The organism is Rhodosalinus sediminis, assembly GCF_003385555.1.
Taxonomy (GTDB): domain Bacteria; phylum Pseudomonadota; class Alphaproteobacteria; order Rhodobacterales; family Rhodobacteraceae; genus Rhodosalinus; species Rhodosalinus sediminis.
Window position 1 is genome coordinate 70,796 of sequence record NZ_QOHR01000002.1, and the last position, 22,883, is coordinate 93,678.

Sequence of the window (22,883 nt, forward strand, 5' to 3'; positions counted from 1 at the left end):
GGAGGCCAGATGTTCGGCATCCCCGGCAAGCAGGCCGTCACCCTCACCCCGGCGGCGGTCGCCCAGATCACCAAGCTCATGGAGCGCGACGGGCGCCACGGCCTGCGCATCGGCGTCAAGAAGGGCGGCTGCGCAGGCATGGAATACACCATGGACTACGTGGACACGCCCGACGCCAACGACGAGGTGGTCGAACAGGACGGCGCCCGCGTGCTCGTCGCGCCGATGGCGCAGATGTTCCTCTTCGGCACGGAAATCGACTATCAGACGTCGCTCCTCGAGTCCGGCTTCCACTTCCGGAACCCCAACGTCGCCGACGCCTGCGGTTGCGGCGAGTCGATCAAGTTCAAGGACGTCGAGGAGCTGAAGGCCGAACAGGAGCAGGCCCGCGGCTGACCCCGCGCCACGCAGTCAGTCGTCGAACGGCCGACGATGGCGCAATGGGGGGGGCGCTGCCCCCCGTCGCGCCAGTCGGCGCGACTCCCCCCGGAGTATTTCAGCCAAGATGATGGGCCGGCACGACCCTGAGGCACCATCATCTTGGCACAAATACTCCGGGGGTTCGGGGGCAGCGCCCCCGAGGATCGCACGAAGTGCCAGAGGGCTCGCGCGCGCCAGCGCGCTCATTTCACGTCGCGCCGGACCGGGCGCGGCGCGTCAGCGCATCCAGAACCCCGCCCGCTTGATGCGGTTGCGCAGCGCCTGTTCGCGGCGGGGCAGGTCGTCGCGGTCGAACATGGCGCGCACCCGCCGACCCTGTCCGTGGTAGATCATCTTGCGGAAGGGCGCGTGGAGCTTGAGCACCTTCTTCACTCGGTTCGGCGCGGCCACCTCTTCCAGCGCCACGACGACGCGGTCGGGCTCGCGCGCGTAGAGGAGCGGCAGCAGCCGGTAGTGGCAGCTCGTCCGCCCGTCGATCCAGCCGGGCTCGAGCGCGTCGCGCCCGCCGCCGAGGCCGTGGATGACGAGCGGCAGCGCGACCTGGTCGAGCCACGGGTCGAGGCTTTGCAGCACGAGCTCGGGCGGCGGGTCGTCGCGGATGGCGAGCGCCGTCTCGAGGAAGCGCCGCCCGAAGGTCTGCGGGCAGCGGTAGTGGAAGAACCCCGCGTTGAAATAGAGATAGCGCCGCCAGTGCTCGTCGGGCTGCGCGGGATCGAGCGAGCTTTCGAAGTCGAGCCCGAAGCGGTCGTAGAGCGATTTCCAGATCGCGGTGTAGCCCGGCCCGTAGAGTTCGATCTTCGGCCAGGTCCCCTCCACGCGCCGCGATGCGGCGGGGCGGTCGAAATCGAAGGGCACGCGGGTCACCTCGTCGAGGATCAGCGTATCGCTGTCGAAGAAGACGAAGGGGCGCCCGGCGGGCAGCGCGGTGAGCGCCTCGATCTTGTTCCCGTAAGGGTAGGCATGGCCGAAGTGGCGGCTCTCGAAGGGGAGGATCTCCGCCCCGAGCTCGTCGAGGAGGGCGCGCGTCGCCGCGCAGCCGATTCGCGGGTCGCGCGGCCAGAGCGGGCCGGGCTGCGGCTCGGCCACGTAGAGCCGCCCCGCGAAGCCGGGGCTGCAGCGGCGCAGCGAGGCGGCGAAGAGCGCGGCCTCGTAGCCGATCCGCCCCGCCTGCCCGACGACGACGATGTCGAACGTGTCGCTGCCGGCGCCCTGGTGGGTCATGTCGCGCGCGCCCTCCCCGTGCGCGACTTCGTCTCCGCCCGAGGCCCCGCAACGCACTACGGGGCGTCGCCGGGGGCGCCGCCCCATGGTGCGGCGACCACTCGGCCGGAGCGTCGCGCCCCGGCCAGGCGGGCTTCCGGCGGGGATATTTTCACCAAGAAGAAGGTCCGCCCGCCGCCACCGGCCCCAGGCCCGCGTGGCGGTTGACGTCCTTGTAGAGCAGGTAGCGGAAGGGCCCGGGGCCGCCCGCGTAGCAGGCCTGCGGGCAGAAGGCGCGCAGCCACATGTAGTCGCCCGCCTCCACCTCCACCCAGTCGCGGTTGAGCCGGTAGACGCCTTTCCCTTCGAGGACGTAGAGCCCGTGCTCCATGACGTGCGTCTCGAGGAAGGGGATCGCGGCGCCGGGCTGGAGCGTCACGATGGTGACGTGCATGTCGTGCGCGAGGTCGTCCGGGTCCATCAAGCGGGTGGTGGCCCAGCGCCCCTCGGTGCCCGGCATCGGCTCGGGCGCGATGCGCGTCTCGTCGGCGACGAAGGGCGCGGGCGGCGCGAGGCCTTCCACCGGCACCCAGGCCTTGCGGATCCAGTGGAAGCGCGCCGGCGTCTCGCCGCGCGCGTGCAGGCGCCAGTCGGCGCCCGGCGGCAGGTAGGCGAAATGGCCGGGGCCGAGGTCCTGCGCCGCGCCGTCGAGTGTGAGCCGGACCGCGCCTTCGGTGACGAAGAGCCCGGCCTCGGCGCGCGGGTCGCTTTCCGGGCGGTCGGAGCCCCCGCCCGGCGCCACCTCCATCACGTAGTGCGAGAAGGTCTCGGCGAAGCCGGTCATCGGCCGGGCGAGCACCCAGAGGCGGGTGCCCTCCCAGTGCGGCAGGCGGCTCGTCACGATGTCGCGCTGGACGTCGCGCGGGATCACCGCGTAGGCCTCGGTGAAGACGGCCCGGCCCGTGAGCAGGTCGGATTGCGGCGGATGGCCGCCCGCGGGAGCGGCGTAAGGTGGTGTCATGGCTGTCCCTCCGCGCGGAGTGTCGCGCCCGCGGGCCGGCGCCGCAAGAGGGGCGCGCCGCCTCTTGTCAGCCGGCGCCGCGCTGCGTAAAGCGCGTGCGGGGGGCGGTTAGCTCAGCTGGTAGAGCGCTTCGTTTACACCGAAGATGTCGGGGGTTCGACTCCCTCACCGCCCACCACGGTTTCGAGGGTTCGGTACGGTCGTGCGACGCGCCCCCTGCGTGGCGCGCCGGACCCGGGCTCAGGCGCGCGGGTCGTGGCGTGTGACGGTCTTGCGGCCGGTGATCATCGGGCGGACGAGGTCCTCGCGCTTCCACAGGCGGTAGAAGACGATCGCGGCGACGTGCAGCGCCACGAGGGCGAGCACCACCTTCGCCAGCGCCGAATGCCACGCGAGCGCCGTGCGCGCGGCGTCGGTCGAGACGTGCTGCGCGAGGGGACCCACGTTGATGTAATCCTCCGGATCGACGAAGAGGCCCGTGATCGCCTGCGCCCCCACGGCGACGAGGAGCGCCACCACGAAGACCCCGCCGAGCGGGTTGTGTCCGCGCCAGCCGCTCGGGCGGCGGCGGAAGAGGCCGCGGGCGTAGGCGGCGATCGCGCTTGGTCGGTAGAGGAAGCTCGCGAAGCGCGCCGGCGCGGGGCCGATCAGCCCCCAGACCACGCGGAACGCCAGGAGGCCGAGCACCGCGTAGCCGGCCCAGAAATGCAGCGTCATGTCGAGCGGCCCGAAGCGGCCCAGAAGCCAGGCCGCCGCGACGCCCGCGGCCAGCGCCCAGTGAAAGACCCGCAGCAGCGGGTCCCAGAGGCGGATCGTCTCGGTCTCGCGCGACGGATCGGCGCCGGCGGTCCCCCCGCCGGCGCCCGCGCGCGCGTCATCGGGCGCGCCCATGCCTCAGAAGTCCTTGGCGCGGTAGTCGTCGTGGCAGCTCTTGCAGGTGCCGCCCACCTTCTGCACCGCGGCGCCCAGCGCCGCGCGCCCCTCGCCGGCGGCCGCCTGAAGCTCCTCGACGGCGGCGACGAAGGCCTTGCCGTCCTCCTGCACGCCGGCCATGTCCTCCCAAATCGCGGGGAGCGCGCGGGTCTCGCCCGGCAGGTCCGCGGTCGAGGTGCCCGGCACGTAGAGGCCCGCGCGGTCGTAGGTCGTCAGGATCTGCATGTTGCGCGCGCGCGTCTCGGCCACGGCGGCGTCGTATTCGACCTCGCCCTTGGCCATCGCGGCGAGCGCGGCCATGTCGGAGCCCAGCAGCTTGTAATACCCGCGACGCGCCTCGGCGATATCCTCGAGCCCGTCGGCAGCGGCGAGGCCGGGCAGCGCGGCGAAAAGGCAGGCGGCGAAGGTCGTCGTCTTCATCGAAATCTCCATGGTTGCGGATCGGGTTATGAAGCGTCGGGCCGGCCCGCGCGGGCCGGTGGTCCCGGGTGACACTCGACCGAACGGATGCAATATCCGGAATGAAAGCGGAATGAGACGTTCTGCCGCGCGGGATTTTCAATGAAAATCATACCCTTGTCGCATATAATTCATTCAGGCCGAAGGATTGGAAAGCCCCGGCGCGGCGGCTGGAAATGGTCCCGCGCAGATCGGGAAATTACGTTTCGAAATGCGGCGGCGCGGCGGCACGCCGCGATGCCGTGGCGCCCGCCGGGGCCGCCTGTCCGCCCTGCCCGGCCGCGCGCGCGACCGCGTTCTGCGGCGCCCCCTGCGCAGCGGGCCGCCGGACCACCCGCGGCGCGTCCCGCGCACCGGCCGTCCTTTTCTCCGCGCCCGCACGCGCCGCGATTGAGAGCGGCCCCGAAAGGCCCTACACCGTCGCAAACACGATGACGCAAGGGAGAGCGAGATGTCCGACGGACCCGCCTATGGTTTCGACACGCTTCAGATCCACGCCGGGAGCCGCCCGGACCCGGCCACCGGCGCGCGGCAGACGCCGATCCATCAGACGACGGCCTACGTCTTCCGCGACGCGGATCACGCGGCGGCGCTCTTCAACCTGCAGGAAGTGGGCTACATCTACTCGCGCCTGACCAACCCGACGGTCGCGGTCCTGCAGGAGCGGATGGCGACGCTCGAGGGCGGCGCGGGCGCGGTCTGCTGCTCGTCGGGGCACGCGGCGCAGATCATGGCGCTCTTCCCGCTGATGGGGCCGGGGCTGAACGTCGTGGTCTCGACGCGTCTCTACGGGGGCTCGGTCACGCAGTTCAGCCAGACGATCAAGCGCTTCGGCTGGTCGGCGACATTCGTGGACTTCGACGATTTCGACGCGGTGCGCGCCGCCATCGACGAGAACACGCGCGCCGTCTTCTGCGAGGCGATCGCCAACCCCGGCGGCTACATCACCGATCTCGACGCGATCGCCGCGATCGCGGACGAGGCGGGGCTGCCGCTCATCGTCGACAACACCTCGGCCACGCCCTACCTCTGCCGCCCGATCGAGCACGGCGCGACGCTGGTCGTCCATTCGATGACCAAGTTCCTGACCGGCAACGGCACGGTGACGGGCGGCGTCGTGGTGGATTCGGGCAGGTTCGACTGGTCGGCGAGCGACAAGTTCCCCTCATTGAGCGCGCCCGAGCCCGCCTATCACGGGCTCAAGTTCCACGAGACCTTCGGGCCGCTCGCCTTCACCTTCCACGGCATCGCGGTGGGGCTGCGCGACCTCGGCATGACGCTGAACCCGCAGGCGGCGCATTACACGCTCATGGGGATCGAGACGCTGTCGCTCCGGATGCAGCGGCATTGCGAGAACGCCGAGAAGGTCGCCGGCTGGCTGGAGACGCACCCGGCGGTCAAGGCGGTGACCTACGCGGGGCTGCCCTCCTCGCCCTATCACGACCGCGTCGCGCGCATCTGCCCCAAGGGCGCGGGCGGGCTCTTCACCGTGGCGCTCGAGGGCGGTTACGACGCCTGCGTGAAGCTCGTGGACAGCCTCCAGCTCTTCAGCCACGTCGCCAACCTCGGGGACACGCGCTCGCTGATCATCCACTCGGCCTCGACCACCCACCGCCAGCTCACCGAGGAGCAGCAGGTGGCCGCGGGGGCAAGCCCGGACGTGGTGCGCATCTCCATCGGGATCGAGGACGCCGACGACCTGATCGCCGATCTCGCGCAGGGGCTCGAGGCCGCGACCGCCGCCGCGGCCTGAGCCGGCGCGCCGCGGGTCCGCCCCCCGCGGCGCGCTCACTCGGCGGCGCCGATGGCGACCTCCATCGCCACCTCGACCGTGATCTCGATCTCGCCCGGCGCGACCGGCACGCCGCCGCCCGACCGGGCCGCCTCCCTCATCATCGGCCGGGGCGCGCCGCCGCCGCGCTCCGCGATGCTCCGCACCGGGCCGAGCGTCACGCCCGCCGCCGCGGCGAGCGTCTCCGCGCGCGCCATGGCGTCGGCGACCGCGGCGCGGCGCGCCTCCTCCATCAGCGGCGCCGGGTCGGCCACGGTGAAGCGCAGCCCGTCGAGGCGGTTCGCCCCCTCGCCCACCACGGCGTCGAGCGCGCCGCCCAGCGCGGCGAGATCGCGCAGCCGCACGGTGACCGCGTTCGACGCGGTGAAGCCCGTGATGCGCCGGCCCTCGTCCTGCGGCCCCGACGCCCGGACCGGCGCAAGGCGCAGCTCGCTCGTCTGCATGTCGCGCTGCGCGATGCCGCGCGCCCGGAGCCGGGCCAGCACGGCCGCGGCCGCGTCGTTCGCCGCCTGCATCGCGGCCTGCGCGGTCGCAGCCTCCTCCACCACGCCGAGGCGGATCACCGCCATGTCGGGCGGGGCCGTCACCTCGCCGCGGCCGGTCACCGAGATGAGGCGCTCCGCGGCCTGCACCGGGGCCGTGGCGAGCGCGAGAAGGAGGAGCGTGGACGCGGCGAGGCGGATAGGCATGACGGACCCCCGAAGATGTTGCGATGGCCGCAGTCTCGGCGCGCGCGCCGCCCGCGGCAAGAGCGCGTCGCCGCGGCGAGGCGGCCGCCGGCGCCCCGCAGCCGACCCGAGACGCCCGCGGGGCTACACCTTGGTAACCGAAAGATGGTAAAGACGGGGCGATGAAACCGGATTTCGCCCTTTCGCTCACCTTCGACGGGATCGCTCTGCTGCTGCGCGGCCCGGATGGATGGCTGCGCGTCGGCGAAGTCCCGCTCGAGGCGGCGGATCTCGCGGGGGCGCTCGCCGACCTGCGCCAGCGGGCGCGCGCGCTGCGCCCGGACGGCCTCCTGACGAAGCTCATAATTCCCGACGCCCAGATCCGCTATCAGGCGATCGAGACCGGCGCGGTCGACGATCGCCTCCGCGCGCGGCTGGTGCGCGATGCGCTCGACGGCGCGACGCCTTATGCTGTCGAGGAGCTCGTCTTCGACTGGCAGGCGGAGGGCGCGCGCACGCATGTGGCCGCCGTGGCGCGCGAGACGCTCGAGGAGGCGGAGGCCTTCGCGCTCGAACACCGCTTCAACCCGGTCGCTTTCGTGGCGGCCCCGCAGGGCGGCGGCTTCGCGCGGGAGGTCTCCTTCGGCGAGACGGCCTCGGCCGGGGATTTTCTGGCACGCGGCGCCCGGGTGGAGCGCGACGCGGCCCCGGTGCGGGTGACCGGCGACGCCCCCCTGCCCGCGCCGGAAGCCGCCGGGGCGGAGGGTAACCCCTCGAGCGCCTCCACCTCGGCCGGCGCGACACACGATCCCGCGTCCGGGATGCGCCCGCCGCCAGCGGACGCGCCGGCCACCGGGCCGGACGGGACCGACGCTGCGTCGCCGGACGCCCATCCGGACGCGTCCCCCGCCCCGGCGCCCGAGGGCGGACCCCGGCAAGGCAGCGCGACGGACGCGCCGCCCCGCCCGCCCGGAACCGCGGCTGAGGGCGCCGCCGCTCCGCCAGACGGAGAGGCGGTGCCCGGTCCGGACGAGCCCCCTGCCGCCACCCGCGGCGCCCCGCGCCGGGACACGGAGCCCCCGCGCGCGACCGCACCGCGGCTGTCCGCGACGCCGCCGTCCAGGGGGGACGCCGCGGACCGCGGGCAACGGACGGCCACGGACCGGCCGGCCATTGCGCCCCGCGGCGGGACGCACAGCCCTGAGGACACGCCCGCCGCCCCCGACCCGGACGCACCGGCAGGACCTGAGGAGCCACGCCCAGGGCCGCAAACGCCCGTTCCGGAATTCCGCAGCACGCGACGGGCGGGCGGGGAGGATGGGCCGCCCCCCGCCGTCTCGCTCCGCCGGGCACCGGAGGCGCGCGCGCACGGGGCGCAGCCGCCGCGCAGCGAGGCCACGCCGGGGCAGCGGCCGCCGCCGGGCACCCCCACGCCCGAGGCGACCGCGCGCCGGGACCGCATCCTGCGCCACATCGCGGCCGCGCAGGCCGGGGCGCCCGATGCGGGGACCGGCGACGCGGGGACCGGGCCGGACGCGGACCTGCCTCCGCAGGCCGCTCCGCCGCGCGCAGCCGCCCCGGCGGGGCCGGAGGGGGACGAGGCGTTGCACCTCACCCGTTTCGGCGAACGCGCGGCGCGGCGCGGCCCGGACCGGCGCCCGCGCCGGCGTGGCGCGCGGATCGCTGCGGTGGCTCTGGTCGGCGTGATCGGCCTCGGCGCGTCGGCCGCCCTCCTCGCGCCGGACGCCCTGTCCCGCCTGATCCCCGGCGCGCCGCCCGCGCCCGTCGCGACGGTGGCGCCCCCGCCTGCCCCCTCCGTCGCGGAGACGGCGCGCGACGGCCCCGCCGGGACGACGGATGCGCAGCGGCCCACGCCTTCCGACGCGCGGCCGACCGACACGGCGCCGGCGGCGCGGCCGGACCGCCCGGCCGAGCCCCCGGCACCGGCCCCGCGCCCGCTCGACACGGACGAAGCCGCCGCGCGCTACGCCGCGACCGGCCTCTGGCAGAAAGCGCCGGAGCGTCCCGGGGCGCCCGCGGCCGGCAGCCTCGCCGGGCTCGCCGTCGCGGGGATCGACGCCGCCGTGCCCGCGCCCAAGGCGGGCGTGCTCCGCCCGCCGGAGCGCGCGACCGACGCGCCCCCCGAAAGCCCGGCCGTGCCGCCGCCACCGGGGACGGTCTTCGACCTCGACGCGCGCGGCCTCGTGGTCGCGACGCCGGAGGGCGCGCTGACGCCGCAGGGCGTGCGCGTGATCGCCGGCCGCCCGCCGGTCGCGCCCCCCGAGCGTGCCACGCCCGAGGAACGCCGCGCGGCCGAGGCGGCGCGCGCGGCCGCGGCCCGGCGCGCGGCCCTCGAAGGCCTGCGCCCGCTCGCCCGTCCCGCGGGGCTCGGTCCGGATGACGAGGAGGCCGAGGCCCCCGCTGAGGCGGACCCGCTCGCCGCGCTCGATCCCCCGCTCCGACCCGGGGACATCACCCCCGAGGCGCCGGACGCGACGGCCGAGGCGCCCGACGGGGACGACGGGGCCGGTCGCGAAACGGTCGACGGGGACGCCGGGACCCGGCAGGCTGTGCGCGCCTCGCCCGAGCCGGCGGTGCGCCCCGGCTCCCTCGCCGAGGTCGTGGCCGCCGCGCCCGCCCTGCCCGCGCCGGCGACTGCGCAGAGCGTCGCGCCGGATATCCCCTCGAACGCCTCCGTCGCCCGCGCGGCGACCGAGGCCGACGCGATCGACCTGCGCCGCGTGAACCTGATCGGCGTCTACGGCGAGCCCGCGAACCGCCGCGCGCTGGTGCGGCTCTCCGACGGGCGGTACGAGAAGGTCCAGGTCGGCGACCGCCTCGACGGCGGCCGGATCAGCGCGATCGGCGAGGATCAGCTGCGCTACGTCAAGGACGGGCGGAACCTCGTGCTGCGGATGCCGCAGGGCTGAGGAGCCGCGCCGCGGGCGCTCCGTCTCGCTCGGGCGGCGGCACGCTTCGCCCCTTTTTCAGCGCCGAAAGATCGGATCCGCGGCATCGGCATGCCGCGTGGGCGACCGCGGATGAGATGCACACAGCGCCGCGCTCGGGCCTGCGGAGGAGTCGGCCGGGGCGCTCGCGCGCCCGTCGCCCTCCGTGCCGCTCTTCCGCCCTTGCGGGCGTCCTCGCGACCGACAGCAAATCGCGTGGCCTGCGGACATGAGCCGCGCACGGACCTTCCCCGAGCCGGCGGAGGCGGCGCGGCGCGACGACGGCCCGCGCGGGCCGGAGGAGCGGGCCCTCAGACGCCGTAGATCTGCGCGATGCGGTCGGCGGCGGACTCGGGCGAGAGCTCCTCGCTCTCGCCGGTGCGCCGGGAGGTGAGCTCGACCTTGCCCGCCTTGAGCCCGCGCGGCCCGACGGTGATGCGCCACGGCAGGCCGATCAGGTCCATCGTGGCGAACTTCGCGCCCGCGCGCTCCTCGGTGTCGTCGTAGAGCGGCTCGAGCCCCTTCGCGGCGAGCGCGGCGTAGAGCCCCTCGCAGGCGGCGTCGGTCGCGGCGTCACCCTGGCGCAGGTTGACGATGCCGCAGTGGAAGGGCGTCACCCCCTCGGGCCAGGTGATGCCGGCCTCGTCGTGAAAGGCCTCGATCAGCGCGCCGACGAGGCGCGAGACGCCGATGCCATGGCTGCCCATGTGCACGGGCACGCGGTGGCCTTCGGGGTCGGTCACGCTCGCGCCCATGGGGTCGGAATACTTGGTGCCGAAGTAGAAGATCTGCCCGACCTCGATGCCGCGGCCGCGGCGGCGGCGGTCCTCGGGCACCTCGGCCTCGAAGACCGCGTCCTCGTGGGTGTCGTCGGTGCGCGCGTAGAGCGCGGTGAACTCGTCCACCACCGCCTGACAGGCGGCGCGGTCGTCGTAGGCGATGTCGCGCGCGCCCATGCGGATGTCGGTGACGGCGGCGTCGTAGAAGACCTCCGACTCGCCCGTGTCGGCGAGCACGAGGAACTCGTGCGTGGTGTCGCCGCCGATCGGGCCCGACTCGGCCTGCATCGGGATCGCCTGCAGCCCCATGCGCTCGAAGGTGCGCAGGTAGCTCACGAAGTGGCGGTTGTAGGCGTGCAGCGCCCCCTCCCGGTCGAGGTCGAAGCTGTAGCCGTCCTTCATGTAGAACTCGCGGCCGCGCATCACGCCGAAGCGCGGGCGGATCTCGTCGCGGAACTTCCACTGGATGTGGTAGAGCGTCAGCGGCAGCTCGCGGTAGCTCGAGACGTGGCCGCGGAAGATGTCGGTGATCAGCTCCTCGTTGGTGGGCCCGAAGAGGAGATCGCGCTCGTGCCGGTCGCGGATGCGCAGCATCTCCGGCCCGTAGGCGTCGTAGCGCCCGCTCTCGCGCCAGAGGTCGGCCGACTGCAGCGTGGGCATCAGCATCGCGATGTGGCCGGCGCGCGCCTGTTCCTCGTGCACGATGCGCTCGATGTTGCGCAGCACCTTGTAGCCCAGCGGCAGCCACGAGTAGATGCCGGCGCTCGCCTGCTTGATCATGCCGGCGCGCAGCATCAGCCGGTGGCTCGCGATCTGCGCCTCGGCGGGGGTCTCCTTGAGGACGGGCAGGAAGTAGCGCGACAGTCGCATGGGGCGGCCTCTCTGGATCTGCACTGCGCGCGCGGTGTAGGCGAGCCTCCCCTGCGAGGCAAGCCGCGCCGACGCCCGCCCTTGAACGGGCCGGGGAAAGCGGCGAGAGAGGACGCGAGGCCGAGCGGGAGGGACGCACCGATGGCGCTGCCGGCGCGCGAACAGGTCACCTACTGGGGCATCGCCGCGGCGGTGTTCCTCGTCGTGCTCTGGTATCTCGGCGACGTGATGCTGCCCTTCGTGCTCGGCGCGGCGATCGCCTATTTCCTCGACCCCGTCGCCGACCGGCTGGAGCGCCTCGGGCTGTCGCGCGCGCTCGCGACGGCGCTGATCGCGGTGGCGGCGGTGGTGCTCTTCGTGGTGCTCGCGCTGCTGGTGATCCCGAGCCTGATCCGGCAGGCGACCGAACTGATCGAGATCGCGCCGGTGCTCGTCGCGCAGCTGCGCGACTTTCTGGTGAGCCGCTTTCCCGACATCGTCGTGCCCGACAGCCAGCTCCGGCAGACCTTCGACCAGGTGGGCCAGACGGTGCAGTCCCGCGGCGCGGAGCTTCTGAACACGGTCCTCGCCTCGGTGGGCTCGATCCTGAACGTCGTGCTCCTGTTCGTGATCGTGCCGGTGGTGGCGGTCTACATGCTGCTCGACTGGGACCGCATGGTGGCCCGGATCGACACGCTGCTGCCGCGCGATCACGCGCCGGTGATCCGCCGCCTCGCGGCCGAGATCGACGCCTCGATGTCGGGGTTCCTGCGGGGGATGGGCACGGTCTGCGTGATCCTCGGCACCTATTACGCGGTGGCGCTGATGCTCGTCGGGCTGAACTTCGGCCTCGTCGTGGGTTTCGTGGCGGGCGTGCTGACCTTCATTCCCTACGTGGGCGCCATCGTCGGCGGGGCGCTCGCGATCGGGCTCGCGCTCTTCCAGTTCTGGGGCGAGTGGCACTGGATCGTGGCGGTCGCCGTGATCTTTCAGGCCGGGCAGTTCGTGGAGGGCAACGTGCTGACGCCGCGCCTCGTGGGCACCTCGGTCGGGCTCCATCCGGTCTGGCTGCTGCTCGCGCTCTCGGTCTTCGGCTCGCTCTTCGGCTTCGTCGGGCTTCTGCTGGCGGTACCGGTGGCCGCGGCGCTCGGCGTGCTCGCGCGGTTCGGCATCGAGCAATACCGCATGAGCCGGCTCTATCGCGGGCGCGAGGCCCTGCAGGACGGCGAGGAGGAATGACCGTGCGCCAGCTCGCCTTCGAGCTTCCCGTGCGCCCGGCGCTCGGGCGGGAGGACTTCTTCGTGTCCGAGGCGAACGCCGCCGCGCTCGCCGCGCTCGACGCATGGGGTCACTGGCCCGGCGGCAAGATGGTGCTCACCGGACCGGAGGGCGCGGGCAAGACGCATCTCGCCCACGTCTGGGCCGGGCTCGCCGGCGCGGCGATCGTGCGGGCGGCGGATCTCGCCGGCGCCGACGTCGCCGCGCTCGCCCGCGCGCCGGTGGCGGTGGAGGACGCCGACCGCATCGCCGGCGACCGGGCGGCAGAGGCAGCGCTCTTTCACCTGCACAACCTCGCGCTCGCCGAGGGGCGCGCGCTCCTCGTCACCGCGCGCGACGCGCCGGGGCGCTGGGGCCTCGCCCTGCCCGATCTGGAAAGCCGGCTGCAGGCGGCCGGGCACGCGCGGCTCCTGCCGCCGGACGACGCGCTTTTGACGGCGCTTCTGGCGAAGCTCTTCGCCGACCGCCAGCTCACGCCGAGCCCGGCGACGCTGACCTACGTCATGCGGCGCATCGACCGCTCCTTCGCCGCCGCGGCGGCGGCGGTGGCGCGGCTCGATCAGGCGGCGCTCGCCGCGCAGCGCCCGCTGACCCGCGCGCTTGCGGCGCAGGTGCTCGATGCGGGATAGTGCGCCGGGCGTCATGCGCGCGTCACCTCCACCCGTCACGAGGGCCACATGAGCACCGCCAACTTCCTCGCCTCGCCCACCCCCGCGCCCGACGCGCTGCCCGAAAGCGCGACCGCCGGGCCGAAGCGCTTCTTCAACCGCGAGCTCAGCTGGCTGGGCTTCAACTGGCGCGTGCTGGAGGAAGCCGAGAACGCGGGCGTGCCGCTGCTGGAGCGGCTGCGGTTCCTCTCGATCTCGGCGACCAACCTCGACGAGTTCTACACGGTGCGCGTCGCGGGCCTGCGCGAGCTCGCCAAGGCGGGTATCACGACGCCGGCCGCCGACGGGCTGACGCCGGCCGAGCAGCTGCGCCTGATCGACGAGGACGCGCGGCGCCTGATGGAGCGCCAGCAGGCGGTCTTCGACACACTGCGCGGCGAGATGGAGGACGAGGGCATCACCGTCCTGGAGCGCGGCGATCTGGGCGCCGACGACCGCGACCACCTGCAGACGGTCTTTCTCGACAAGGTGTTCCCGGTGCTCTCGCCGCTCGCCATCGACCCGGCGCATCCCTTCCCCTTCATCCCGAACGCGGGCTTCAGCCTCGCGCTGCAACTGGAGCGCAAGCGCGACGGCTGGCCGCTGCAGGCGCTCCTGCCGATCCCGCACCAGATCGACCGTTTCGTGGCGCTGCCCGCGCCCGAGGGGCGGCACCGCTTCCTGCCGCTCGAGGAGCTGCTGCTGCTGCATCTCGACAGCCTCTTTCCCGGCTACCGCGAGATCGGGCACTGCACCTTCCGCGTGCTGCGCGACAGCGATCTGGAAGTCGAGGAAGAGGCCGAGGACCTCGTGCGGGAATTCGAGGTCGCGCTGAAGCGCCGCCGCCGGGGCGAGGTGGTGCGCATGAAGATCTCCGCCGGCGCGCCCGACGCGCTCAAGGAGGTGATCATGCGCGAGCTCGAGGTGATCCCCGAGGAGGTGATCGAGATTCCGGGCGTCATCGGCCTCGCCGATCTGAAGGAACTCGTGCTCGACGCGCGGCCCGATCTGCTCTGGCCCTCCTTCACGCCCCGGGTGCCCGAGCGGGTACAGGATCACGACGGCGACATGTTCGCCGCGATCCGGCAGAAGGACATGCTGCTGCACCACCCCTACGAGACCTTCGACATGGTGGTGCGCTTCCTGCATCAGGCGGCGAACGACCCGGACGTGGTGGCGATCAAGCAGACGCTCTACCGCACCTCGCGCGACAGCCCCATCGTCGCCGCGCTCTGCGAGGCGGCCGAAGAGGGCAAGTCGGTCACCGCGCTCGTGGAGCTCAAGGCGCGCTTCGACGAGGCCGCCAACATCCGCCAAAGCCGAATGCTGGAGCGCGCGGGCGCGCATGTCGTCTACGGCTTCATCGACTGGAAGACGCACGCGAAGATCAGCACCGTGGTGCGCCGCGAGGGCGACAGGCTGGTGACCTACACGCACTACGGAACGGGCAACTATCACCCGATCACCGCCAAGATCTACACCGACCTCAGCTTCTTCACCTGCGACGCGGCGCTCGGGCGGGACGCGACCAAGGTCTTCAACTACCTCTCGGGCTACGCGCTGCCCGAGGATCTCGAGAACCTCGCCATCTCGCCGCACACGCTGAAGCCGAGCATGCTGGAGATGATCGCGCGCGAGGCCGAGTTCGCCCGCGCCGGCAAGCCCGCGCGGATCTGGCTCAAGATGAACTCGCTGATCGAACCCGACATGATCGACGCGCTCTACGAGGCGAGCCAGGCGGGCGTGAAGATCGACTGCGTGATCCGCGGCATCTGCGGCCTGCGCCCCGGCATCGCCGGGATGAGCGAGAACATCCGCGTCAAGTCGATCATCGGCCGCTTCCTCGAGCACTCGCGCATCGTCTGCTTCGGCAACGGCCACGGCCTGCCGTCGCGGGAGGCGCGCGTCTACATCTCCTCGGCGGACTGGATGGGGCGCAACCTGAACCGGCGGATCGAGACGCTGGTGGAGATCGCGAACCCGACCGTGAAGGCGCAGATCGTCGATCAGATCATGGCGGCCAACCTCGCCGATACAGCGCAGAGCTGGGTGATGGCGCCGGACGGCAGCTTCCACCGCGCGCCGCTCGAGGCGGGCGAGACGGGCTTCAGCTGTCACCGCTTCTTCATGGAGAACCCCTCGCTCTCGGGGCGCGGCTCGGCGGGCGCGGGCGACGTGCCGCACCTCACCCACGCCGCCGATTGACCCCGGCGGCGCCCCGGCGCATGGTCGGGCGCGACGGGCACGACACGGTGGACGGCGTGGACGGTCAGGACAGGGGCGAAGCCGGACCCTTCGGGCAACCGCTTTTCCGCGACGCGCAGGCGCGGGCGCTGGCGCGCGTGGGCGTGGTGGACGTGGGCTCCAACTCGGTGCGGCTCGTGGTCTTCGACGGCGCCGCGCGCAGCCCGGCCTATTTCTACAACGAGAAGATCATGTGCGGCCTCGGCGCCGGCATGCGCGAGACCGGGCGGCTCAACCCCGAGGGCCGCGCGCGGGCGCTGCGCGCGCTCCGCCGCTTCGCCGCGCTCGCCGAGGGGATGGAGGCAACGCCGCTCACCGTGGCCGCCACGGCCGCGGTGCGCGACGCCGCCGACGGGCCGGAGTTCTGCGCCGAGGTCGCGCGCGAGACGGGGCTCGAGCTGCGCGTCATCGACGGGCGCGAGGAGGCGCGGCTCTCGGCGCAGGGGGTGCTGCTCGGCTGGCCGGGGGCCTACGGGCTCGTCAGCGACATCGGCGGCTCGTCCATGGAACTCGCCGAGATCGCGGACGGCCGCGTGGGCAAGCGCCTCTCGTCCGAGCTGGGGCCGCTCAAGCTCGCCGATCTGCCCGGCGGACGGAAGGGGCGGCAGGCGCATGTCCGCAAGGTGGTCGAGCGGCTCGCGAAGGAGCTCGGGCCGCAGCACAACCGCCTCTTTCTCGTGGGCGGCTCCTGGCGCGCGATCGCGCGGATCGACATGCACCGGCGCGCCTATCCGCTGCGCGTGCTGCACGAGTACCGCATGGACCGGAAATCCGTCGCCGAGACGGTCAGGTTCATCGAGACCTCCGACCCGGAGACGCTGCGCGCCGCCTGCGGCATCTCGTCCTCGCGCATGGCGCTGGTGCCGGTCGCGGCGGACGTGCTGCACCGGCTGGTCAAGACCTTCCGGCCGCGCGACATCGCGCTGTCGAGCTACGGCATCCGCGAGGGCCTTCTGTACGAGCGGATGCCGCAGCGCCTGCGCGACCGCGACCCGCTGATCGAGGCCTGCCTCTTCTCCGAGGCGAAGGACGCGCGCATCCCGGGCTCGGGGCGGCGGCTCTACGACTTCGTCGCGCCGCTCTTTCGCAACGTGCCGGACGCCCGCCGGCGCCTCGTCAAGGCCGCGTGCCTGCTGCACGACGTGAGCTGGCGCGCGCATCCCGACTACCGCGCCGAGACCTGCTTCGACAACGCCACGCGCGGCAACCTCGGCGGGCTGAAGCATTCCGAGCGCGTCTACCTCGGCCTCGCGCTGATGCACCGCTACCGCAACAAGCGCGCGGGCTCGCCCTTCGAACATCTCTTCGGCCTCCTGCCCGAGGCCGACCGCGCCGAGGCAGAGGTCCTCGGCAAGGCGATGCGCTTCGGCGCGATGCTCTGGATTTCCGACGACGACGACCGCCCGGTCGAGATGCGCTGGTTTCCCAAGAAGAAGGTGCTGGAGCTGCGCCTCTCGGAGGCGGCCGTGCCGCTTTACGGCGAGGTCGCCGAGGCGCGGTTCCGCGCGCTCTGCGCCGCGCTCGGCGCGGAGGGATGCGTGCGCGAGAGGTCCGCGCGGCGCTGACTGCGCCGCGGGAGGGGGGCTGTCTGCCCCCCTCTTGGCCTAACGGCCAATTCACCCCCCGAGGATATTTGACCCAAGAAGAAGGGGCGCGGCGCGGCTTTTCCTCGGCCCCGCGCTCGGGTAAGGGACGGACCGATCCGCCCACGCACCGAGGGATTGCCGGGATGACGCTTCCGAAGAGTTTCGACGCCGCCGAGGCCGAGCCGCGCATCTACGCCGAATGGGAGGGCGCGCGCGCCTTCGCCGCCGGCGCCGCCGCGCGGCGCGACGAGACCTTCTCGGTCGTGATCCCGCCGCCGAACGTGACCGGCAGCCTGCACATGGGGCATGCCTTCAACAACACGCTGCAGGACATCCTCGTGCGCTGGCACCGGATGCGCGGCTTCGACACGCTCTGGCAGCCGGGCACCGACCACGCGGGGATCGCCACGCAGATGGTCGTCGAGCGCGAGCTCGCCGCCGAGGGCAAGCGGCGCACGGATTTTTCGCGCGAGGCGTTCCTCGATCTCGTCTGGGAGCAGAAGCGCCGCTCGCGGGGCAACATCCGCGCGCAGCTCCAGCGCCTCGGCGCCTCCTGCGACTGGGCGCGCGAGGCCTTCACCATGGCGGGCGCGCCGGGCGACCCGGAGGGCGCGCCGGGCGGGCAGGATTTCCACGACGCGGTGATCCGCGTCTTTCTCGATATGCACGCCAAGGGCCTGATCTACCGCGGCAAGCGGCTGGTGAACTGGGACCCGCATTTCGAGACCGCGATCTCGGACCTGGAGGTGGAGAACCTCGAGGTCGAGGGGGCGATGTGGCACTTCAAGTACCCGCTCGCGAACGGCGAGACCTACACTTACGTCGAGCGCGACGCGGACGGCAACGTCGTGCTGGAGGAGGAGCGCGACTACATCTCCATCGCCACGACCCGGCCCGAGACGATGCTGGGCGACGGGGCGGTGGCGGTGCATCCCTCGGACGCGCGCTACGCGCCCATCGTCGGCAAGCTCTGCGAGATCCCAGTGGGCCCGCGCGAGCATCGGCGCCTGATCCCGATCATCACCGACGCGTATCCCGACCCGGACTTCGGCTCCGGCGCGGTGAAGATCACGGGCGCGCATGACTTCAACGACTACGCGGTGGCGCGGCGCGCGGGCATCCCCTGCTACCGGCTGATGGACACGCAGGGCCGCATGCGCGACGACGGCGACGCCTACGCCGAGGCCGCGATGCGCGCGCAGGAGATCGTCTCGGGCCTCGAACTTTCCGAGGCGGAGATCGACGCGATCAACCTCGTGCCCGACGAGCTGCGCGGGCTCGACCGCTTCGAGGCGCGCGCGCGGGTGGTCGAGGCGATCACCGGGGAAGGCCTCGCCGTGATGACCACCGACGAGGCGGGCGAGGCCGTGCCGCTCGTCGAGAAGAAGACGATCATGGCGCCCTACGGCGACCGCTCCAAGGTGGTGATCGAGCCGATGCTCACCGACCAGTGGTTCGTGGACGCCGAGAAGATCGTCGGCCCCGCGATCGAGGCGGTGAAGACCGGCGCGACGACGATCCTGCCCGAGGCCGACCGCAAGGTCTATTTCCACTGGCTCGAGAACATCGAGCCCTGGTGCATCTCGCGCCAGCTCTGGTGGGGCCACCGCATCCCCGTGTGGTACGGTTTCGACCTCGCCCGGGAGGGGTTCCGCGACGACGAGGGCGACGGCGCGCTCGACCCGGTGGAGGTGGGGCGGCTCCTGTCGCATCAGCACCTGCTTTCCGGCGAGGAGCGCCAGCACGCCGCCGAGAGCTTCGAGGCGGTGCGGGGCCAGTTCGACGACGTGCTCGCCGGGCTGCCCACGCCGCTCGACCATGCGCGGGTGGTGGAGGTGGCCGACCGCGAGGCGGCGCTCCACGCCATCGCCGAGAGCCTCGCGCGCTACAGCGTGAGCCAGGACCCGACGCAGCTCGTCTACCCGGTCTGGCAGGACCCGGACGTGCTCGACACCTGGTTCTCCTCGGGGCTCTGGCCGATCGGCACGCTCGGCTGGCCGGAGGACACGGCGGAGCTGCGCAAGTACTTCCCCACCAGCGTGCTGATCACCGGCTTCGACATCATCTTCTTCTGGGTCGCCCGGATGATGATGATGCAATACGCCGTCGTGGGCGAGCGCCCCTTCGACACGGTCTATGTCCACGCCCTCGTGCGCGACGCCAAGGGCAAGAAGATGTCGAAGTCGCTCGGTAACGTGCTCGACCCGATCGACCTGATCGAGGAATACGGCGCCGACGCGGTGCGCTTCACCCTCGCCGCGCTCGCGGCGATGGGGCGCGACATCAAGCTCTCGAAGGACCGGATCGCGGGCTACCGCAACTTCGGCACGAAGCTCTGGAACGCCGCGCGCTTCGCCGAGATGAACGGCGCGGTCTGCGGGCAGGACGGGGTTCCCGAGGCCACCGCGCCGGTCAACCGCTGGATCCTCGGCGAGACGGCCCGCGTGCGCGAGGAGGTCGACGCCGCGCTCGCCGCCTTCCGCTTCAACGACGCGGCGAACGCGCTCTACGCCTTCACCTGGCACCGGGTCTGCGACTGGTACGTGGAGTTCTCCAAGCCGCTCCTGCAGGGCGAGGACGAAACCCTGCGCGCCGAGACGCAGCGCGTCATGGGCTGGGTGATCGACCAGTGCCTGATCCTGCTGCATCCCTTCATGCCCTTCATCACCGAAGAGCTCTGGGACGTGCTGGCCGAGCGCTCGACGATGCTGATCCACGCGCCCTGGCCCGAGGAGGCCTCCGCCGATCTCGCCGACGCGGAGGCCGACGCCGAAATGCGCTGGGTCATCGCCATGATCGAGGAGGTGCGCAGCGTGCGCGCGCAGATGCACGTGCCGGCCGGCACCTATGTGCCCGTGCTGGCCACCGAGATGGACGCGCGCGGTCGCGCGGCGTGGTCGCGCAACGAAGCGCTCATCAAGCGCCTCGCGCGGATCGCGAGCCTCGAGGACGCGACGGCCTTTCCGAAGGGCACGGCGACCGTCGCGCTCGAGGGCACGACGCTCGGCCTGCCGCTCGAGGGGCTGATCGACGTCGCCGAGGAGAAGGCGCGCCTCGACAAGACGAAGGCCAGGCTCGACAAGGAGATCAAGGGGCTCCGGGGGCGCCTCTCCAATCCCGACTTCGCGGCGAACGCGCCCGAGGAGGTGGTCGAGGAGGCGCGCGAGAACCTCGCCGCGCGCGAGGACGAGCGCGCCCGCATCGGCGAGGCGCTCGATCGGCTGTCGGAATTGGGCTGAGCCGCCGGCGGGAGGGGGCGCTGCCCCCTCTTGGCCTCGCGGCCAATTCACCCCCGGAGTATTTGAGCCAAGATGATGGGCGGGGGCGCCGTCCTTGGCAACCGCCGGCGGCTCGTCTAGGCAGGCGCCGGCGCGGGATCGGAGACGCGGTCATGACCACGGTCATCGTGGATTACGAGAGCGGCAATCTGCACTCTGCCGAGAAGGCGTTTCAGCGGATGGCCGCCGAGACGGGTGCGGGCGCGGTCGTGGTGACCGCCGATCCCGAGGTGGTGGCGACCGCGGAGCGCGTGGTGCTGCCGGGCGACGGCGCCTTTCCGGCGTGCCGGCGGGCGCTCTTCGCGCGCGCGGGGCTCTTCGAGGCGCTCGAGGAGGCGGCGCTGCACCGGGCGCGGCCCTTCCTCGGCATCTGCATCGGGATGCAGATGCTCGCGAGCCGGGGCATGGAATACGCCGAGACGCCGGGCTTCGACTGGATCCCCGGCACGGTGGAGCGCATCGCGCCGGCGGATGCGGCGCTCAAGGTGCCGCACATGGGCTGGAACGACCTGGTGGTCGATCGGCCGCATCCGGTGCTCGAGGGCATCGCCACGGGCGATCACGCCTATTTCGTGCATTCCTACCAGATGCGCCTGGCCGATCCGGCGCATCGTCTGGCGCATGCCGATTACGGCGGGCCGGTCACGGCCGTGGTGGGGCGCGACACCATCCTCGGCACGCAGTTCCACCCCGAGAAGAGCCAGGCCACCGGCCTGCGCCTGATCGCCAATTTCCTGCGCTGGCGGCCCTGAGAGCGGCGGCGCGAGACCGGAGAGCGCGATGATCCTCTACCCCGCGATCGACCTGAAGGACGGGCAGGCCGTGCGGCTCCTGCGCGGCGAGATGGCCGCGGCCACGGTCTTCAACGACGACCCGGCGGCGCAGGCGCGCGCCTTCGTCGAGGCGGGCGCGCGCTGGTTGCATCTGGTCGATCTGAACGGCGCCTTCGCCGGGCGACCGGTCAATGCCGCGGCGGTCGAGGCGATCCTCGCCGCCTGTCCGGACACGCCGGCGCAGCTCGGCGGCGGTATCCGCGACATGGCCACCATCGAGACCTGGCTCGACAAGGGGCTGGCGCGGGTGATCCTCGGCACCGTGGCGGTGGAGGACCCGGAGCTGGTGCGCGCCGCGGCCCGCGCCTTCCCGGGGCGCATCGCCGTCGGCATCGACGCGCGCGCGGGGCGCGTGGCCACCCGCGGCTGGGCCGAGGAGACCGAGGTGGAGGCGACCGAGCTCGCCCGGCGCTTCGAGGACGCGGGCGTGGCGGCGCTCGTCTACACCGACATCGAGCGCGACGGCGCGATGGGCGGGCCGAACGTCGCGGCCACTGAGGCGCTGGCGCGCGCCGTCTCGATCCCGGTGATCGCCTCGGGCGGCGTCGCCGCGCTGGCCGACCTGATCGCGCTGCGCGACACGGGCGTGATCGCGGGGGCGATCTCAGGGCGCGCGCTCTACGACGGCGAGCTCGACCTCGCGGAGGCGCTCGCCGCGCTGGGCTGACGGCGGCGCCGGACGGCCGCCCGCGCAGGGGACGCCGCCCCCATCGGCTAATCCGACTCCCCCGGGGTATGCGCCACCAGGAAGACGGACCGGGGCATGGGGCTGGCGCCGCGCCCGGCGGCGTGGCAGAGGAGGGACGAAAGGACGCCACGATGCTCAAGACCCGTGTGATCCCCTGTCTCGACGTGGCCGACGGCCGCGTGGTCAAGGGCGTGAACTTCGTCGACCTCGTGGATGCGGGCGACCCGGTGGAGGCCGCGATCGCCTACGACGCCGCCGGCGCCGACGAGCTCTGCTTTCTCGACATCAACGCCACCCACGAGAACCGCGGCACGATGTTCGACGTGGTGCGCCGCACGGCCGAGCACTGCTTCATGCCGCTGACCGTCGGCGGCGGGGTCAAGGGCCCCGAGGACGTGCGTGCGCTCCTGCTCGCGGGGGCCGACAAGGTGAGCTTCAACTCCGCCGCGGTGGCCGACCCGACGGTGGTGGCGCGCGCCGCCGACCGCTTCGGCAGCCAGTGCATCGTCGTCGCCATCGACGCCAAGCTGGTCGAGCCGGGCAAGTGGGAGATCTTCACCCACGGCGGGCGGCGGGCGACCGGCGTCGACGCGCTCGACTTCGCCCGGCGCGTGGAACGCGAGGGGGCGGGAGAGATCCTGCTCACCTCCATGGACCGCGACGGGACCAAATCGGGCTTCGACCTCGAGCTCACCCGCGCGGTCGTGGACGCAGTGGGCATACCGGTGATCGCCTCCGGCGGCGTCGGCACGCTCGATCACCTCGTCGCGGGCATCGAGACGGGCGGCGCGAGCGCGGTGCTCGCCGCCTCCATCTTCCATTTCGGCACCTACTCCATCGCGGAGGCGAAGGCGCACATGGCCGCCGCGGGCCTCGCCGTGAGGCCGTCATGAGCGCGCTGGACCGCCTGGCCGCGACCGTGGCCGCCCGCGCCGCCGCCGACCCGGACGGCTCCTGGACGGCGAAGCTTCTCGCCAGGGGCCCCGAGAAATGCGCCGAGAAATTCGGCGAGGAAGCCGTCGAGGCCGTGATCGAGGCGGTGAAGGGCGACCGCGACCGCCTGACGGCCGAGGCGGCGGATGTGCTCTACCATCTCCTCGTGATGCTGCAGGCCCGCGGCGTGACCCTCGACGAGGTCCTCGCCGAGCTCGACCGCCGCGCCGGCACGTCCGGACTGGAGGAAAAGGCGCGGCGCAATCGCTGACCGGACCGGCCCATCATCTTGGCCCAAATACTCCG

General features: G+C 72.8%; 18 protein-coding genes and 1 tRNA gene. 13 read left to right on the forward strand and 6 right to left on the reverse strand.

Annotated elements, in window-relative coordinates:
• Positions 1 to 9 precede the first annotated feature (9 nt).
• Positions 10 to 396 carry a HesB/IscA family protein gene (locus tag DRV84_RS02230; RefSeq protein ID WP_115978197.1) on the forward strand — a complete coding sequence of 129 codons (387 nt, stop codon included), beginning with the start codon at positions 10 to 12 and terminating at the stop codon, positions 394 to 396.
• 261 nt (positions 397 to 657) lie between these two features.
• Here DRV84_RS02230 and DRV84_RS02235 read toward each other — a convergent pair whose 3' ends face one another.
• Positions 658 to 1,662, reverse strand: a complete 1,005-nt coding sequence (locus tag DRV84_RS02235) for a hypothetical protein (protein WP_115978199.1) — start codon at positions 1,660 to 1,662, stop codon at positions 658 to 660.
• A gap of 151 nt (positions 1,663 to 1,813) precedes the next feature.
• Positions 1,814 to 2,662 carry a bifunctional allantoicase/(S)-ureidoglycine aminohydrolase gene (locus DRV84_RS02240; RefSeq protein ID WP_115978201.1) on the reverse strand — a complete coding sequence of 283 codons (849 nt, stop codon included), beginning with the start codon at positions 2,660 to 2,662 and terminating at the stop codon, positions 1,814 to 1,816.
• A 102-nt stretch (positions 2,663 to 2,764) separates the two neighbouring features.
• On the opposite strand from DRV84_RS02240, the gene DRV84_RS02245 reads away from it, so the two are divergent.
• Positions 2,765 to 2,840: transfer RNA gene (locus DRV84_RS02245), tRNA-Val, on the forward strand.
• A 62-nt stretch (positions 2,841 to 2,902) separates the two neighbouring features.
• On the opposite strand, the gene DRV84_RS02250 is transcribed toward DRV84_RS02245, so the two are convergent.
• Positions 2,903 to 3,553, reverse strand: a complete 651-nt coding sequence (locus DRV84_RS02250) for a cytochrome b/b6 domain-containing protein (protein WP_115978204.1) — start codon at positions 3,551 to 3,553, stop codon at positions 2,903 to 2,905.
• Between the two features lie 3 nt (positions 3,554 to 3,556).
• On the reverse strand, positions 3,557 to 4,015 hold the full coding sequence (locus DRV84_RS02255; protein ID WP_115978468.1) for a c-type cytochrome: 459 nt from the start codon (positions 4,013 to 4,015) through the stop codon (positions 3,557 to 3,559).
• Positions 4,016 to 4,505: 490 nt separating this feature from the next.
• Here DRV84_RS02255 and DRV84_RS02260 point away from each other — a divergent pair, with 490 nt between their 5' ends.
• The gene (locus tag DRV84_RS02260) at positions 4,506 to 5,807 is read left to right on the forward strand and encodes an O-acetylhomoserine aminocarboxypropyltransferase/cysteine synthase family protein (RefSeq protein ID WP_115978207.1); all 1,302 of its coding nucleotides are present in this window, start codon (positions 4,506 to 4,508) and stop codon (positions 5,805 to 5,807) included.
• A gap of 35 nt (positions 5,808 to 5,842) precedes the next feature.
• On the opposite strand, the gene DRV84_RS02265 is transcribed toward DRV84_RS02260, so the two are convergent.
• Positions 5,843 to 6,535, reverse strand: coding sequence for an SIMPL domain-containing protein (locus tag DRV84_RS02265; protein ID WP_115978209.1), 693 nt, complete (start codon positions 6,533 to 6,535; stop codon positions 5,843 to 5,845).
• 161 nt (positions 6,536 to 6,696) lie between these two features.
• On the opposite strand from DRV84_RS02265, the gene DRV84_RS02270 reads away from it, so the two are divergent.
• A complete protein-coding gene (locus DRV84_RS02270; protein ID WP_115978211.1) occupies positions 6,697 to 9,444 on the forward strand; it encodes a hypothetical protein in 2,748 nt (915 codons plus the stop codon).
• Between the two features lie 329 nt (positions 9,445 to 9,773).
• Here the strand turns inward: DRV84_RS02270 and proS are convergent, their stop codons facing one another.
• Positions 9,774 to 11,111: a proline--tRNA ligase gene (proS, locus tag DRV84_RS02275; protein WP_115978213.1), complete on the reverse strand. Its 1,338-nt coding sequence runs from the start codon at positions 11,109 to 11,111 to the stop codon at positions 9,774 to 9,776.
• Between the two features lie 141 nt (positions 11,112 to 11,252).
• Between proS and DRV84_RS02280 the strand changes: the two genes are divergently transcribed.
• From DRV84_RS02280 to DRV84_RS02320, 9 genes are all read left to right on the forward strand, one after another.
• Positions 11,253 to 12,329, forward strand: a complete 1,077-nt coding sequence (locus DRV84_RS02280; RefSeq protein ID WP_115978216.1) for an AI-2E family transporter — start codon at positions 11,253 to 11,255, stop codon at positions 12,327 to 12,329.
• Entirely contained in the window at positions 12,326 to 12,997 is a 672-nt protein-coding gene (locus tag DRV84_RS02285; protein WP_115978219.1) for an HdaA/DnaA family protein, read from the forward strand. The genes DRV84_RS02280 and DRV84_RS02285 overlap by 4 nt, the downstream gene beginning before the upstream one ends.
• 48 nt (positions 12,998 to 13,045) lie before the next feature.
• Positions 13,046 to 15,220, forward strand: coding sequence for an RNA degradosome polyphosphate kinase (locus DRV84_RS02290; protein ID WP_115978221.1), 2,175 nt, complete (start codon positions 13,046 to 13,048; stop codon positions 15,218 to 15,220).
• A gap of 20 nt (positions 15,221 to 15,240) precedes the next feature.
• The gene (locus DRV84_RS02295; protein ID WP_115978224.1) at positions 15,241 to 16,824 is read left to right on the forward strand and encodes a Ppx/GppA family phosphatase; all 1,584 of its coding nucleotides are present in this window, start codon (positions 15,241 to 15,243) and stop codon (positions 16,822 to 16,824) included.
• Positions 16,825 to 16,988: 164 nt separating this feature from the next.
• Positions 16,989 to 20,084, forward strand: coding sequence for a valine--tRNA ligase (locus tag DRV84_RS02300; protein WP_115978226.1), 3,096 nt, complete (start codon positions 16,989 to 16,991; stop codon positions 20,082 to 20,084).
• A gap of 152 nt (positions 20,085 to 20,236) precedes the next feature.
• On the forward strand, positions 20,237 to 20,875 hold the full coding sequence (hisH, locus tag DRV84_RS02305) for an imidazole glycerol phosphate synthase subunit HisH (RefSeq protein WP_115978228.1): 639 nt from the start codon (positions 20,237 to 20,239) through the stop codon (positions 20,873 to 20,875).
• Between the two features lie 28 nt (positions 20,876 to 20,903).
• On the forward strand, positions 20,904 to 21,623 hold the full coding sequence (hisA, locus tag DRV84_RS02310; protein ID WP_115978231.1) for a 1-(5-phosphoribosyl)-5-[(5-phosphoribosylamino)methylideneamino]imidazole-4-carboxamide isomerase: 720 nt from the start codon (positions 20,904 to 20,906) through the stop codon (positions 21,621 to 21,623).
• Positions 21,624 to 21,775: 152 nt separating this feature from the next.
• Positions 21,776 to 22,537, forward strand: a complete 762-nt coding sequence (hisF, locus tag DRV84_RS02315; protein WP_115978234.1) for an imidazole glycerol phosphate synthase subunit HisF — start codon at positions 21,776 to 21,778, stop codon at positions 22,535 to 22,537.
• The gene (locus tag DRV84_RS02320) at positions 22,534 to 22,848 is read left to right on the forward strand and encodes a phosphoribosyl-ATP diphosphatase (RefSeq protein WP_115978236.1); all 315 of its coding nucleotides are present in this window, start codon (positions 22,534 to 22,536) and stop codon (positions 22,846 to 22,848) included. The genes hisF and DRV84_RS02320 overlap by 4 nt, the downstream gene beginning before the upstream one ends.
• Positions 22,849 to 22,883: the final 35 nt, after the last annotated feature.